The organism is Wolbachia endosymbiont of Oryzaephilus surinamensis (assembly GCF_025617515.1).
GTDB lineage: Bacteria > Pseudomonadota > Alphaproteobacteria > Rickettsiales > Anaplasmataceae > Wolbachia.
Map to the genome: position 1 here is coordinate 585,036 of NZ_CP092526.1, position 16,001 is coordinate 601,036.

At 33.7% G+C, this 16,001-nt stretch carries 13 protein-coding genes and 1 pseudogene; 8 read left to right on the forward strand and 6 right to left on the reverse strand.

Annotation, left to right across the window (positions count from 1 at the left end):
* The first annotated feature begins 17 nt into the window (after positions 1–17).
* From MJ631_RS02510 to MJ631_RS08225, 3 genes and pseudogenes are all read left to right on the forward strand, one after another.
* Positions 18–200: a hypothetical protein gene (locus MJ631_RS02510; RefSeq protein ID WP_007302688.1), complete on the forward strand. Its 183-nt coding sequence runs from the start codon at positions 18–20 to the stop codon at positions 198–200.
* 5 nt (positions 201–205) lie between these two features.
* On the forward strand, positions 206–1,225 hold the full coding sequence (holA, locus tag MJ631_RS02515; protein WP_007302689.1) for a DNA polymerase III subunit delta: 1,020 nt from the start codon (positions 206–208) through the stop codon (positions 1,223–1,225).
* A 142-nt stretch (positions 1,226–1,367) separates the two neighbouring features.
* Positions 1,368–2,303 (forward strand): annotated as a pseudogene (locus tag MJ631_RS08225) (IS5 family transposase).
* A 231-nt stretch (positions 2,304–2,534) separates the two neighbouring features.
* On the opposite strand, the gene gltX reads toward MJ631_RS08225, so the two are convergent.
* Positions 2,535–3,869 (reverse strand): glutamate--tRNA ligase, encoded by a 1,335-nt coding sequence (gene gltX / locus MJ631_RS02530; protein ID WP_019236368.1) that lies wholly within the window; start codon positions 3,867–3,869, stop codon positions 2,535–2,537.
* Positions 3,870–4,091: 222 nt separating this feature from the next.
* Here gltX and typA point away from each other — a divergent pair, with 222 nt between their 5' ends.
* From typA to MJ631_RS02545, 3 genes are all read left to right on the forward strand, one after another.
* Entirely contained in the window at positions 4,092–5,921 is a 1,830-nt protein-coding gene (gene typA, locus MJ631_RS02535) for a translational GTPase TypA (protein ID WP_007302691.1), read from the forward strand.
* A 349-nt stretch (positions 5,922–6,270) separates the two neighbouring features.
* Complete coding sequence (locus tag MJ631_RS02540; protein ID WP_214303148.1) at positions 6,271–7,683, forward strand: IS4-like element ISWosp2 family transposase; 1,413 nt, start codon at positions 6,271–6,273, stop codon at positions 7,681–7,683.
* 80 nt (positions 7,684–7,763) lie between these two features.
* Complete coding sequence (locus tag MJ631_RS02545) at positions 7,764–8,990, forward strand: CCA tRNA nucleotidyltransferase (protein WP_214303419.1); 1,227 nt, start codon at positions 7,764–7,766, stop codon at positions 8,988–8,990.
* Here the strand turns inward: MJ631_RS02545 and MJ631_RS02550 are convergent.
* The 5 genes from MJ631_RS02550 to MJ631_RS02570 form a co-directional block, all read right to left on the reverse strand.
* Positions 8,974–11,190: a hypothetical protein gene (locus MJ631_RS02550; protein ID WP_262986604.1), complete on the reverse strand. Its 2,217-nt coding sequence runs from the start codon at positions 11,188–11,190 to the stop codon at positions 8,974–8,976. The two genes, MJ631_RS02545 and MJ631_RS02550, sit on opposite strands and share 17 nt — an antisense overlap.
* A 101-nt stretch (positions 11,191–11,291) precedes the next feature.
* On the reverse strand, positions 11,292–11,825 hold the full coding sequence (locus MJ631_RS02555) for an HK97 family phage prohead protease (protein ID WP_007302694.1): 534 nt from the start codon (positions 11,823–11,825) through the stop codon (positions 11,292–11,294).
* Between the two features lie 175 nt (positions 11,826–12,000).
* The gene (locus MJ631_RS02560) at positions 12,001–12,210 is read right to left on the reverse strand and encodes a hypothetical protein (protein ID WP_012481750.1); all 210 of its coding nucleotides are present in this window, start codon (positions 12,208–12,210) and stop codon (positions 12,001–12,003) included.
* 367 nt (positions 12,211–12,577) lie between these two features.
* A complete protein-coding gene (locus MJ631_RS02565) occupies positions 12,578–13,447 on the reverse strand; it encodes a hypothetical protein (protein ID WP_246485289.1) in 870 nt (289 codons plus the stop codon).
* Positions 13,448–13,698: 251 nt separating this feature from the next.
* Complete coding sequence (locus MJ631_RS02570; protein WP_214303417.1) at positions 13,699–14,058, reverse strand: hypothetical protein; 360 nt, start codon at positions 14,056–14,058, stop codon at positions 13,699–13,701.
* A gap of 151 nt (positions 14,059–14,209) precedes the next feature.
* Here MJ631_RS02570 and gap point away from each other — a divergent pair, with 151 nt between their 5' ends.
* Positions 14,210–15,181 carry a type I glyceraldehyde-3-phosphate dehydrogenase gene (gap, locus tag MJ631_RS02575; protein ID WP_214303416.1) on the forward strand — a complete coding sequence of 324 codons (972 nt, stop codon included), beginning with the start codon at positions 14,210–14,212 and terminating at the stop codon, positions 15,179–15,181.
* A gap of 3 nt (positions 15,182–15,184) precedes the next feature.
* On the forward strand, positions 15,185–15,943 hold the full coding sequence (gene tatC, locus MJ631_RS02580) for a twin-arginine translocase subunit TatC (protein WP_007302699.1): 759 nt from the start codon (positions 15,185–15,187) through the stop codon (positions 15,941–15,943).
* The last annotated feature ends 58 nt before the right edge of the window (positions 15,944–16,001 follow it).

A 16,001-nucleotide genomic window follows, 5' to 3' on the forward strand; every position in this document is an offset into this window, starting at 1 on the left:
TTTGTGGAGTGAAAGATATGGCCGAAGGATTTTTTTCTAGATATATAGGACAGCCTATAAAAAATTTTTATAATTATGTTACGGGAAAGAAAGAAGTGTCTGATGATATGCAGAATACAGCAAATCAAGAAAGCTCAGAATTGTTGGAAACTGATGTGCAATCAAATGATGTACCACCAAATAGTGATAATATAATATAGATGGCATGAGAATCACGCCATCTAAAGTTAAAAAATTCCTTGAGAAACCGGATACTTTAAGTGGTGTATTAATTCATGGGAGTGACAATAGTAAGGTCGATATTTTTGTACAGGAAATAATTGCCAACTTGAATGAGTATTCAGTTCAGGTGATGGATTTTGCAGTAGTGAATAAGTCGCCTGGCTTGTTATTTTCCGAGTTGGCAAACATTTCGATGTTTACTAAAAAAAGGTTAGTTAAGCTGATAAATGTCAGTGGAAGTATATCTAAAGAGTTAAGAAACATATTGGATCATAATATAGGCGATCATTATATAGTAATGATAGCAAATGATCTTCCATATAGTTCTACAACTAAAAGTTATATGGAAAGCTCAAAAATTTTCGGTGTCATTACCTGCTATAAGGACAGCGGTAGTAATCTTTGTGATATTATATCAAGTTACTTGAAACAAAATGATATAGAGTGCACAAGTGAGATAATCTACCACTTGCAGTCTTATTTTAATCATAGCAAACTGCCTATATATTCAGAGCTTGAAAAATTAGTTTTATATCTAGGAAAAAGAAAAGATCTTAAACTTGCTGATATAGATCTATGCTTTTCAACCTCCGGCAATGATTATGTTACACTTGATAATCTGTGCTCTGCAATAGTGAGTAAAGACATGGGACAATTCATCAAAATTTCCGATGTATTGATATTACAAGAGAATTTTTCACCGATAGCATTAATCCGTATTATATCAAATTATTTTCTACGGCTAGAAAGCGTTTTGCTGTTAATACAAAATGGAATGAATGAACAAGCTGCAATTGACCAGCTGAGTCCTCCATTGTTCTTCAAACAATTGCAGAGTTTTAAATCTCATTTGAAAAGTTTGCAACTTTCAGAACTTAAGAAGATCTTAGAAAATTTGATGAGCTTGGAAGTGACTTGTAAAAGAACTGACTTGGACCATAAAATGATCTTTCAGCATGAGATTAACTATTGGTGTTATTCGTTCAGCAGAGTAGTAAAATAAGGTAGACGAGAAAAAACAACTAAATGTTGTCATGAAAGTAGCTGACACTGGGATGGCTTTGTTGCATCACTCAAGTAAAAAGAGCTAGCAGTTACTGACAAAATTCACTATAAGACAAGCATTTAACCTACGAAAGAAAAATATGTCACAAAAAATGAGAGTCAGTAACTGCCATGAATATAACAAATTTCTCCAAGAGAGGGGAAATATTTTTCATTTTATTAATGAAGCAATTGAGAATTGGTACGAAAAAGGTCCAAAAATGGCTGGTGGCAACTATATTTATAGCGATAAAGTTGTGATTTTAGTGCATATAGTCGCTAATCTCTTTAGAATTGGCTTAAGACAAACGGTAGGGTTTATAGAAGGGTATTTGCAGCAAATAGGAAAAAATTTGCAGATTATCAGCTATTCACAAGCTTCAAGGAGGTTTAGAAAACTCAATATTAAGATCAGTGACTGTAGAGTTAACAAAAATGATACGGAAGGTATTGAAATTGCCATAGATAGTACAAGTATCAGATAATACCCCTGGTCACAGTAAGGAAAATAGCGAAGTATCGCAGTTATAAACAGGTAAGAAAGCTGCATGTAATGCTGGAGATAGGTAGCAAAAAAGTCATAGCTGCAAAATATAGTAGAGGAGTTTATTCTGATCATTACGGAACCTGTGATCTTATTGAAAGAGTTGAAGCTCAATATAAGCACACTGTATGGAGATAGGGCATATAACCGAAAGAAATTATATAAATTGTGCAATGAACTTGGGATAAAGACAAAAATTCCTCTGCAAAATAATGCAGTAGAGCATCCAAAGTTAGACTATATGGCAGAGAGAAATGCTGCAATTAGACTAATAAAATCATATGATAAAGATAATATAAAGATGTGGAAAAGGCAAATAAACTACGGAAAAAGATCTTATATAGAAAGTTTTTTCTCGCGACTGAAACAAATATTCGGATTTAATTTTCGTAACAAATCTGAGATTAATCGTGAGAAGGAACTGCTACTCAAGTGTTATTTGCTTAACAAATTTACTGATTTTGGTATGGCTAAATTTGAAATAGTTACATGAATTTGTCGTAAATCACCACTACATGAAGTGTTATGCAACAAAGCCCACTGGGATCCAGAAATATGGGATATGTATAGAAGTTATTTTAAAATACAACGTTTTGGCGAGATTATGGATTCCAGTGTTAGCTACTTGAATGACAGGAGCAGAAACTGGAATGACAAGAAATCTAATATTTTCACATTTCCTGAACAATGCTTATTGGTGTCATTCAAAATACATTCGGTGCATTTAAACCTTTTGTATAATTCTTTGGCTTTCTTCTAACCTTGCAATAATGCTCTCTCTACCGATAAAAATTAATAATTTAGCGAGTTCTGGACCTGTTTCTGTTCCTGTTAAAGCGAGGCGCAACTGCATAAATAGATCTTTTGCCTTTATATCAATTGTCTGTCGAATATTTTTAACCCACTCTGATAATGTGTTTTCATTACAATCACCTTGAGGTAATGTGCTTAGCGCTATTTTTATAAACTCTTTATTAAGAACCACAGGTTCTATACCAAATTTGCATATTTTCCACCATTTGGCCACTTCAGAAAACTTTTCTATATTACTCCTTATAAAATACCAAAACTCTGAGCCAATTTGACTTAAACGATCTTGCACCATTTCAAATGGCATTTGTTGTAGCACTTTGCTATTTAGCTTATAAATTTCACTCAAGCTGAATTGTAAAGATGCTGAACTAAATTTTTTGATATCAAATGAGTCAATTAAAGACTGCATATCAATATAAGCTTCTATCGGATCAGATGTTCCAAGCTTTGCTAAATAGCTAGTTAGCGCCATTGATTCAATCTCATCTTCTCTTATGGACTTAATATCCAGCCCGCCTTTCCGTTTCGATATTTTGCTATCATCAAAGTGTAGTAAGGGAAGGTGGGCAAAGATAGGAATTTTCGCTTTTAATGCTTGAATCATTTGAATCTGAACTGCGGTATTAGTTACATGATCTTCCCCACGTACAACATGGGTTACATTAAAGTCAATGTCATCAATAACAGAAGGTAGCATGTACGTATAAATTCCATCTTCTCTTTTTACTACAGGATCGCTGATATGAATTGTTGCAATATTTATTTCGCCTTTAACTTCATCATTCCATTTTACAGTTTTATTTCTATCCAATTTAAATCTGAAATGTGGTTTTCGTCCTTCTTGCTCATAACGAATTTTCTCTTGCTCAGTTAAAAGCAACGCACCTTTATCGTAAACAGGGGGAAGACCTTGTTTTAATTGCAATTTTCGTTTAGTGTCTAATTCTTCTCTTGTTTCATAACATGCATAAATATGACCTTCTTTCATTAACTGTAAGAACACCTCGTTATAGCGCTCAAAACGCTCTGATTGCTTAAAACTTGAATTCCAATTTATGCCAATCCATTTTAGGTCTTCTATGATATTATCTACATATTTGATATCTGAACGCTCAAGATCAGTATCATCAAAACGTAGTAAAAATTTTCCATTTTGATTACGTGTGTACATCCAACAAATGAGTGCAGTGCGTATGTTTCCTACATGTAGGTAGCCAGTTGGGCTTGGAGCGAATCTTGTTAGCATTTAAATGATTACTTTAGTTTATTTTAATTTTATATAAATGTACTGCTAAAGCAAGATTCTTCTTTGTCTTGGTGTTAGTTGCTACAAAGTACAGCGAACATGAAACCTTTTTGTTAGAGTTCCATGATCTGCCTAAAATACTCTGAAAGCACGGCTTTAGTTATTTACTCTAAATATATTATACGTATACTTGTTATTAAATTAAATTTGAAATGATAAGAAATGAGTGAATTTAAATCAATCCGCAATATTGCAATAATTGCACACGTTGACCACGGAAAAACTACTTTACTTGATAACATGTTAAAACAAAGTGGCACGTTTCGTGAGAATCAAGAAGTTCAAGAACGAGTGATGGATAGTGGTGATCAAGAACGTGAACGTGGGATTACAATACTTGCAAAATGTACGTCAATAATGTGGGGTGATGAGAAAATCAATATCATTGATACACCAGGACATGCGGATTTTGGTGGAGAAGTGGAAAGGGTGCTCTGCATGGCAGATGGTGTATTACTACTGGTTGATGCTGCAGAAGGTCCAATGCCACAGACTAAGTTTGTGTTGTCAAAAGCACTAAAGGCAAATTTAAAACCGATTGTGATAATCAATAAGGTTGATCGACCAGACAGCAGAATTGATGAAGTACTAAATGAAATATATGAGTTATTTTTTAACCTTGATGCAACCAACGAGCAACTAGATTTTCCAGTACTCTATGCTTCAGGTAGAAATGGTTGGTGTGCTAAGGAGCTATCTGATGAGAGAAAAGATTTAAGCCCATTATTTTCAACGGTGATAGATTACATAAAACCTTCCGTTTATGATCAAAATGCACCTTTTGCTATGCTAGTTACTTTACTTGAATCTGATAAATTTCTTGGCAGAATATTGACAGGAAAGATTTACCAAGGAATCGCGCAAGTTAACTCAGATCTTAAGGTAATTGATCTTGATGGTCAAGTGGTTGAGCGAGGGAGATTAACTAAGTTACTCTCATTTTCTGGCTTAAAACGCGTTCCAGTAGAGCAAGCTGTAGCTGGTGATATCATTGCCATTGCAGGACTTGAGAAAGCTTCAGTTTCAGACACTATAGCAGCACCAGAAGTTACAACTGCGATCAGCTCAACTCCAGTTGACCCGCCAACAATGGCGATTACTATAAGCGTGAATGACTCACCTTTTGCTGGGCAAGAGGGAACAAAACTTACCTCAACTGTTATAAAAGATCGTTTATATGCAGAAGCAGAAACAAACGTTGCAATTACTGTAACTTTGGCTCCAAGTGGTGAAGCATTTGAAGTAGGTGGACGTGGTGAGTTGCAGCTTGGGGTACTGATTGAAAATATGAGAAGGGAAGGTTTTGAACTTTCAGTTTCACGGCCTCGAGTGCTGTTTAAAGAAGAAGATGGCAAAAAACTTGAACCTATAGAGGAAGTAGTAATTGATGTAGATGATGAGTATAGTGGAATCATCATGGAAAAACTTAGCTTTCGAAAAGGTGAAGTAACTGACATGAGACCTTCTGGTAGTGGCAGAACTAGGTTGACATTTTTAGTGCCATCAAGGGGATTAATTGGCTATCAAGGAGAATTTTTAACTGATTCTCGCGGCACTGGTATAATCAACCGTTTATTTCACAGTTATGCTCCACATAAAGGTTCAATTTCCGGAAGGCGTAATGGGGTTTTAATTTCAACAGACAAAGGCGAAGCAGTAGCGTATGCAATTTTCAATCTGCAAGATAGGGGAATTATGTTTGTTAAGCCACAAGATAAGGTATATTGTGGTATGATTGTCGGTCAGCATAGTCGTGACAATGATTTAGAAATAAATGTACTTAAAGGTAAGCAATTAACAAACGTAAGAGCTTCAGGTAGCGATGAAGCTATAAAGCTTACTCCACCAAAAATAATGACACTGGAGGATATGATAGCATATATAGACGATGATGAATTGGTAGAAGTAACTCCAAAATCTATACGTTTGCGTAAGAAGTTCCTCGATCCAAATGAACGTAAACGTGCAGGAAGGGCGAAGAATAAAGAGTAATCAACGTTCCTGATAAAAATCTGGATGAGCTACTCGGATAACACCATCATAAAGGGAACCAGTGTCAGTTACTTGAGCAGGTATTGGGATGACAAGAGAAGGCTACAAAGGTGTCATGCAAGTGGCTCATCCAGCTTTTTTATAATCATCGAAAACATTGTATTTTAACATTACTTTTATACTTATAAGTTTCTAGGCACTGGATTTGTTGTAGACTTACTCTATCACTTTACCCTCTTATTTTACCACTCTCCTGCCTATATATTTTTCTTACTATTACCCACAAATATAAATGGACATAAAAATAAAGTATTACAACATTAAAGTTTGCAAACATTGAGGGTAAAAAATGGCAAACAGGAATAATGAATGGGCTGAAAATGAATTTGGAGATGCTGTACTTGGAGATAAAAGGTTAACTGACCGATTAGTAAATATTGCTGATAGTTTTACAAGTTTACCTGAAAGCTCAATCAATCAGGCGTGTGGAAGTTGGTCAGAAGCAAAAGCAGCATATCGTTTTTTTCAAAATGAGAACGTGAAAGAAGGCGATATTCTAGCTTCACACGTTGCTAAAACAGTTGAAAGAACAAAAGCCCATAAAAAAATTTTTGTGATCCAAGATACAAGTTATATTTCATACACAGACCATGAAAAAACAAGTGGATTGGGAGTTATTACAAGAAAACATAGTCAAGGTATTATAATGCATACAGCTCTAGCTGTTAGTATAGAAGGTTTGGTACTAGGGATACTAGATCAAAAAATTTATTCAAGACCTGAAGAATCTGAAAACATAAAAAAAAAGAACAATGACAGTATCCGCATTGAAGATAAAGAGAGTATAAAATGGTTAGAAACTTTAAGCAACACAAACAACATTATTGATTCAACTCAAACTGAGACTATAACTATATGCGATAGAGAAGCAGATATATATGAGTTTTTTGAGCTTGCATATAATCTTAATTCGGCAGTGTTAGTTAGAGCTTCCAAAGATAGGGCAGTAAATAGAAAATCTCGATATCCTGAAAAAGGTGAGCAGAAGTTATGGGAATTTATTAAATCCTCTCATTGTGCAGGTACGGTAAAAGTTGAAGTTCCTGCAAAAGATAATAAGCCAAAAAGAACAGCACATTTGGAAGTTAGATTCGGAAAGTTTATTATGCATCCATCTAAGAATAGTATTAGGCATAAGACAGAAGAATTACTTAAATTACCACACTATGCAGTTTACGTTGTTGAAAAAGACTTTCCTTCTGAAACAAATCCGCTAGAGTGGATGCTTTTAACAAATCTTCCAGTCAATACCTTTGATGAAGCTGTTGAAAAAGTTAGGTGGTATTGTCTTAGATGGAAAATAGAAATATTACATAAAATTTTAAAATCTGGTCTCAAAGTTGAAGAATGTAGGCTTGGAACAGCAGAAAGGTTGATGCGATATTTAACAGTAATGAGTATTATTGCTTGGAGAATTTTCTTTATTACAACAATTGCAAGAACTGATCCAACATTACCGTGTACTACCTTATTAGCCGAAGAAGAATGGAAAGTTCTATATGTAAAAATACATAGAAAACCATGTTCAAATGCAACTCCTACTATAAAAGAAGCTGTTTCATGGATTGCTCAACTTGGAGGACATTTGGCTAGAAAAAATGATCTAGAACCAGGCCCCATTACTATTTGGAAAGGATGGAGACGTCTCTTTGATCTAGCAGAAGGATGGCGACTTGCTCACGAACTTTATATTTGTGGGTAATAGTAAGTATATTTTTATATGAGGATTTTTGCAAAAGTTTCGCATTTTTTGTAACATGATTTTCAGTATGTGTAACCTAAATGCAAATTGATCACGAAACTAGTGTAATTATTGAGGCCATAGAGAAATTTGGTGGTGAGGCAAGGCTTGTTGGTGGATGTGTTAGAGATTCAATTTTACAGCGTGACATTCACGACATCGATCTTGCTACTAATCTGCTGCCTAATCAAGCAGTTAAAGCGTTAAAACTCCGTAATATAAAAACTATTCCAACTGGCTTAAAACATGGAACTATTACTGCGATTTTAAATAAAAGATCCTTTGAGATTACAACGCTAAGGCATGATATAAAGTGTGACGGTAGACATGCGAAGGTAGAATTTACTAATGATTGGCAAGCTGATGCTTCAAGGCGCGACTTTACGTTTAATGCTCTTTATGCGGACAAGCATGGCCATATATACGACTACTTTGGTGGCATTCAGGACTTAAAAACACGAAAGTTAAACTTTATAGGTAACGCTGAAGATAGGATTAAGGAAGACTATCTACGTATTTTAAGAGCGTTTCGTTTTCACGCTAAAATATGCATAGGAGATTTAAGTGATGAAATATTGGATGTGTGCAAAAAGCATTCGCACATGATTCAAAACCTCTCTGGAGAGAGAATAAGAGAAGAAATATTTAAACTCTTGGAATGCAATGATCCTGCTCCAACACTTAAGAGCATGCAAAAATCTGATGTTTTACAAAAAATTATTCCAAAAGAAGTAAAATGCGAAATTTTATCTTCACCACTTCTTATCAACACTAAACCTCCTATAAAACCCTCAGCGTATGTCCATACGCCTTTCCTAGATCCCACAATCGATGCACTAACAAAATTAGCTTTGCTTATTAGGACTGCTGAAGATAGAGCGAGTCTTGGGGAAGAAGTGAGCAAGTTTTTACGTCTTTCAAATAAGCAAAAGAAAAAAATATTATTTTTATTATCAAACAATATCAAAACAGAGCTTTCAGAAAAAGAGCAAAAGAAATATATATCTTTATTTGGTAAGGAATTATATTGTGACTTAATGAAGATTTGTGGTATTGAGTCTGGAACAAATGTTGATGAGTATATTTTATTTGCCAATATATTCAATGTTCCAAAATTTCCTTTATCTGGGGATGATTTAATAATCATAGGTCACCAACCAGGAAAAAGTTTAGGTAGAAACTTAGAATTGCTACGACAACACTGGGAAGACAGCTCCTACACTTTAACAAAGGAGGAGCTGATACTTTATGCTAAGAGCCTACTCTAGTTACTCTCTGAATGTTTGATGAAGTAGTGTGACGCATGGAAGAGTTAGGTGTTAATTTGTATTCTTTTTTAGCTTTATCTGTTAATTGATACTCGTTTACTCCTCCTTGAGTCTGATTACACATTCCCTGATCTGGGGATAAAAATTTATCTCTTATACTTGATGCCAGTTGTTGAACCTTATCTGAAAAACATTTTATTTGAGCTTCCGTTAACTTCTGCACAACAAATTTTTTGACTGAATCATTATTGCTATCATTTCCCTGAGCCAAAAATTTTGTGAAAGAACTTATTATTGCTTCACTATCTTTTTCATTGAAATACAACTTGTTTACACAATTTTTAACAAAATCTCCATTTTTAATGGAATGTTTTTTACCAACTTCTGTAACAACTTTGTTAACATTAGTTTCTATGATCGCTCTTCCAGATTGAACCAAATTCTCTTTCAACAGTGCAAGTAACTTATCACTTTTAAATTTATAACCATTTTGATATACTAGAGATTGTATAGTTTCCTTAAGCACGTTATGGCAAAAGTGTTCTCCTTTAAATTCAGGAAAACTTTTTTTCAACTTTGTATTTTGATCAGATAAAAATTTATCGAGACTGTCATTCCCGCGAAGCTTAGATAAAGTATTTGAAAATTTTGACTTCACAGAACCAGAAGTAGAAAAAATACTCTTTGTATCTGCTTTAGTTTTTTTATTCATACCTTCTGACTTTTTACCAGCATCTTTTAGCTCATTTTTTAACTTTTGTTGTCCACCTTCAGCTATTGAACTTTCAATCTGTTGATTTTTTAATGTTTCACTAAGTGTTTCTACATTATTTTCAACAGAAGATATTGCGATACTTGTTGCTTTTTCTCGTTCTTGACTCAGATGTTCAACTTGTTCTTGTAACTTTTTATTCTCTTCTTGTGAAGATTTTAATTTTCCCTCCAAATCTGCCTTTTGTTTCTTTATTTCAACGTTACTTTTTTCTAATTTCTGTGATTTTTCCTGCAATTTGTCAACTTCACTTTCTAATTCTTTTTTCTCTTTTTCAATGGTATTTAGATTAGTCTTTTCTTTCTCTAATTGTTGTTTAAGACTCTGTAATTCAGCACCTTTTTCCTTAGCTTGTTCTTGTAACTTAGTAACTTCACTTTCTAAGTCTTTTTTCTTTATTTCAGCAGCACTTAGTTTATTACTTGAATCACTTTTGTTTTGCTCTAATTGTTGTTTAAGATCCTCTAATTCAGTATTTTTTTTCTTAGCTTGTTCTAATTCTGCTTGTTTCTCCTCAAGTTGATTTTTTAATTCCTTTATTTTAGTATCAGACTCGTTGTTTAACTTACTAAATTTACTCTTAAGTTCTGTGTTTTGCGCTCGTAGGCTTTTATTCTCTTTCTTCACAGTTTGATTTATATCTTTATTTTCACGAAATGAATTTATCAAATCGTCTTGCTCTTTTATTTTTTGGTCTTTTGTAAATATAGTTTGCTGTTGTGCATTATTTTTATTCTCCATTTCCTTTTTCTCTTGTTCTAATCTTTCATTTAATTGCGTTAAACTACCTATTTTCCCATCTTTTTCTTCTACCCTTACTGAGAGCATTTCTATTTTATTTGCAAATTCTTTGCTGCACTCAATTAATTCTTTCTGCAAATGTAATATCTCCTCAGACTTTTCCTTGAACTGTGCTAAAAATTCTTCTCCTCTTTTTTGTGCAATTTTTACCAATTCACTATAGTTCTTTTTAAGTCCTGCAAGTTTAGACTTTAACTCTTCATTTTCTAATTCTAAGTCTTCAATCTTCTGTGCTTGTGCTGCAAAAAATTTAGCAAATATTTCTTTTTCCTCTCCTAATGATTTTACTTGTTCTTTAAGTTTAGTAATTTCTTTCTCTTTTTTAGTTAATTCCTGATTTAAATTTGACTGATTTTCCTCCTTCTTACTACCTTCTTTCAACTTTTCTTTTAATCTCTCATTTTCATCCTTCAATTCCTTTTCTCTGTTAGAATTTAAAAGATCATCAGTCTGAACCACATTATCTGCAATATTGTAATGTAGGATACTCTTTGCCCATTGATTCCACTTTTCTGGCAACATTCGTCCAATTGTTTTTAGATATAGCCAAGCAAGCACAGTGGATAAGCTATATTTTTTTTCCTTTTGTTTAGGTTCGTAATTAACCTTATTGTTAGCATTTAGCATAAAATTACCTAATTTTTAAAGTATTGAAGTTATATATATTAATATAATTATTAAATAAATAATAATATAAATGTTAAATTGTGTGAAAATTTTTATAGATTTTAAGTAGAAATACACATGTTCGTAAGCACAGAATTTGCTTTTTCTATTGCTCTTGCTAACATTTCTTGTTCATTGTGCTGATTTTTCACGTTGATTACCTGAGCTGCCAAATTTGCAGGGAAAGTGACCAAACTAACTTCCCATAGCTCCACTTGTTTTAACACTCGAGCTCCGCTTTCATGATCAACATCATACTCTATTGGTATATAGCCAATCGAAAGCCCGTTAATAGTTCCAGTTTTGAGCATTAAATATGCTTCCTCTGCTTTTTGAATACCAAAAAGCAAATGTGCAGTTATATATAGGCCAATATCATTTTCGCAAATATCCGTAATATTACCTATAGGCTCGCTCGGATTGTGCTGCCAAAGAAGTTTTATCTGACTTTTATTTAAGTTATTCTTAAATGCTCCTGGTAATATCAGATCATTTTGCTTATCAACTATATTAAAAACGCTCGCATAGCCAGAAAATACTCCGTTTTCTTCTATGCTTTTTATTGATAATGGTGAATAGAGAAATTTCTTATTCATAAGTCCTCCTTGTAAATTATGGTATTGGGTTTGCCAGCGCTCTGAGCCAGCTTAAAATGTTGTATAGATTGTTTTCCTATATCTCAGGATGAGTATAAGGCACTACAATATAATTCTATTGTATGCAGTGCTTTGAAAATGTGGAAGTACTTTTTTAGTTATAAAATTTGTCATTTTATATACATAAGGGTAGGGTTTGTTGCACATTGGGTTGTTCAACAGCAGCGTTTTCCAGATTTGTAGAAACAGCTTCGTTTGTAGCTTTTCCTAGAAGGAAGCCAAATCCCAATGAAACAGCGGCTATAAAACCATTCATTAATGACTCTGTCCATGTTTCTCCCTCGTATTCTTGATAGATTTTAGAATATATCATTATTGGCTTCATTCGGGTTTAAATTTCTTCCCAACTCTTCTGATGTTTTCTCCCCAGCATCTTGGGATTTTGTTGATGAACTTTTCTGTAAGTTTTCTAATTCTTGTGCGTCCATCAACACCTCACTATTAAAGCTTAAGTATAAATTATACAGCACTATAATTGTTTAGTCAAGGTAAATACTAGTATATTAAGTAAATATTTACTATATTAATATGATTGCTTAAATTCACAACTAATTGTTTGGGGGAATAAAAAGATTGTGTTTTGTAGGTGATTTTCGTAGCGGAAGGTATTACCCCAGTTTTACAACACCCGGGGTAACGATAAAGAAGGAAGTAGGGAAAGTTATTTATAATAGTTTGAAGCTATTACAAGTTTATATGCTCTGTCCTTGAATATTTGTTTGTTCAATAGTAGTACTTTCCAAATTTGTGGAGATAGTAGCAAACATCCTTCTCGCTAAAGCCGTTGACAATGCAGCACCAATTCCAGCTCCAGTTGCAGCTATAAAACCAGGGCCTAATAATTCCATATTTGTTTCAGTGCTGCTGCTAGTTATATTGTTAATTAACATCATCGCGCCTGCTCCTAAAGCTGCTACTAACCCAATCCTTGACGGTTTACTTGTTGCATCAAGAGAATATTGTACTACTTCTCTAAGCTCTGAATTACTGTTTTTTAACGCTACTGCTATTGATGCTGGTAACATGACCATTATTGGCATGGATAATAGTCCTCCAAGTGTTGCACCAATAATTTCACTCACTTTTGATTTTCCAAGATTAACTCCTAGATTAACTCCTAAGGCTGTTATACCTAATACTCCAATTGAGGTGATAATCCTTACATTTCTCTCTTCCATTTCTCTCACATGCGCCTCATATTGTATTGTAGCTTCTGCTACCGCTAACCCAATACTATTTGGTTGCTGTGGAATCTGATTTACTCGCCCTAACTCTTGTGAAGTTTTCCCTCCAATACTTTTGACGGCATCTTCTAAGTCTAATAACGATCTGTTATTTAACCTTACGTTATCTTGACTATCACAAAAGACAATGTAGTCTAAAATTGTCATTCTCAGATTATTCATTTCTATATCATCATTAATATGATCTTTTAATATACTTATAATCTCTAATGCTCGCTCCTTCATATCTCTTTCTTCTTCTGCACTAGCTGGTGCAAGTATGAGAAAAATTATTCCAAGAAAATCTTGTTGTAATTTTTTTAATTGTTCTAAGCTCATAATAATTAACATTAATATATATTATTAAATAATATAGTACTATAGTTACTTAATCAAGATTTATATTAATATATTAAAGTATAAAATACCAAAGAGTAATATCCTTAGCCGTAAAATACAAAAATAACTGATGGGTTCTTTATAATTAGAAATATTAAGGAATTTACTAAATAAAAAAGGTAAAATAAGCCCTAATTGTTATCTACTTTTCAGAGTCAGCTACTTAGCTAACTCTGAAGATTAGGAAAGAGCTATATGCTCTGTCCTTGAATATTTGTTTGTTCAATAGTAGTACTTTCCAAATTTCGTAAAGATTCACGTTCTTCTTCCATATTCAGTATGTCTTCTATCACTTGCTGATCTTCATCTCTTTCTTCTAATTGTAATGCTGTCGCTCCTTGAGGTGCTTCTAGTAGTGTTTTTAATATTTCTATGCGCAGTTTCTCTGTCATTGCTTTCCATTGTATCATTACTAGCATGTCATTGTGCAATGCTGACATTTTTTGTAATGTTTTCACTTTTTCTGACAGTCCTTTATTTTCTTTTTGCAATGCTTCTATTTTTCTTTGCTGATACTGATTATCTGAATTTGTCATTGGTAATTCATGCATAACCTACTCCAAGTTAAAATTTAGACATTATTAATTAAGTGATACAGTTTCTTTAGTCAATCAATATATTATAACATTAGGATTAACAGCTAAAAGAATAGAATGAAATATCAGGCAATATTTCCTATAATTAAACTTTTAAGATGGAAAAATGACAATTCGTGTAGGAATTAATGGTCTTGGTAGAATAGGCAGAAGTGTATTGCGTGCTATTTTTGAAGTAGAAAACTATAGCGAGCAAATAGAAGTTGTGGCGGTAAATGGGTCGCTCAGTGCTGAGCAGCATGTACATTTGATTAAATATGACTCTGTTCATGGTAAATTCAGTGGTGATATTGATTTTAACGAGTCTGAAAATTGGCTATCTATAAATGGCAAAAGGTTTTCTTTATATAGAGAACGTAGCCCTGAAAATATTCCTTGGAATGTTGATGTAGTACTTGAATGCACTGGTGCATTCAACAAGCGTGCGGAAGCAGCAAAGCATAATGCAGAGAGAGTAATTGTCTCTGCTCCAGTTTCAGATGCTGATGTAACTGTAGTTTACGGCGTAAATAACGATATGCTAAAAAAGGAGCATAAAGTGATCTCAGCAGGTTCTTGTACTACAAACTGTCTGGCTCCGATTGTACACGTTTTACACTCCAATTTAGGTATAAAAAGCGGTTTTATGACCACTATACATGCCTATACGAATGATCAAAATATTCTTGATGGCAACCATAGAGACTTACGTAGGGCAAGAGCTTGTGGCCTTTCTATGGTGCCAACTACAACTGGAGCAGCAAAAACAATTGGTTCTGTCATTCCTCAGTTAAAGGGTAAGCTAGATGGTACTGCTATTAGAGTTCCGGTTAGCAACGTTTCTATGGTTGATTTTAAATTTACGACTGATAAGAAGGTAACAGCTGGAGAAATAAATGAAATGTTTAAGAATTCAGCAAATCATGTGCTTTCCGTATGTAACGAGCCTTTAGTTTCAATAGACTTTGTCCATAACCCTTATAGTGCAATTGTGGATTTAGCTGGTACATATGTCACAGGTGATATCTGTAGAGTTGCAGCGTGGTACGATAATGAATGGGCTTTTTCACTGAGAATGTTAGATATAGCTTTATTGTAAAGTATGAACGAAAACTCACAAAAATATGCTTCATTTTATGAGCACTTTGCGGAACTTAGAAAAAGGGTTATTTTTTGCTTTCTATTTTTTTGTGTTACCTTCGGGTTTTGTTACTACTTTAAAGAAAATATATACCGCTTTTTACTTGCACCTTTAATAGAAGTTACAAAAGATAGCAATGATTTTTCTCTAATCTATACAGACTTAACAGAAGCGTTTTTTGTATATCTCAGGGTTGCAATAATGAGTGCACTGTTGTTTTCTTTTCCTGTGTTTGCATGGCAATTCTATATGTTTCTAGCACCTGGCTTATATAAAAGAGAAAGGGCAGTGTTATTGCCATACTTAATTGCAACACCGGTTTTGTTTGTAACGGGAGCCGCTGTAGTTTACTACTACATATTTCCCCTAGCCTGGAAATTTTTTATTGCTTTTGAACATAGCGGTAAATCTTTCGGTATACCAATAGAGTTTATGCCATCAGTTAGTGAATATTTAGACCTTGTTCTTCAATTCGCGTTCGCTTTTGGTACTGCATTTCAAATTCCAGTCATACTAACCTTAATGGTGAGAGTAGGGCTAATCACTGCACAAAGTTTGTCAAATAAACGTAGAATTGCGATAGTAGTAATTTTCATTATTGCTGCAATCTTAACTCCACCTGATGTACTAAGCCAAGTAGGGCTTGCAATTCCAATGTTAGTATTATATGAGCTGTCTATTCTGATATGCAGATATATTGAGAAGAAAGCAAAGGATTGAATTAAGAATATTATTTATAAACAAAGAATGAGCACCGGAGCACTTTTTCTTGAACATT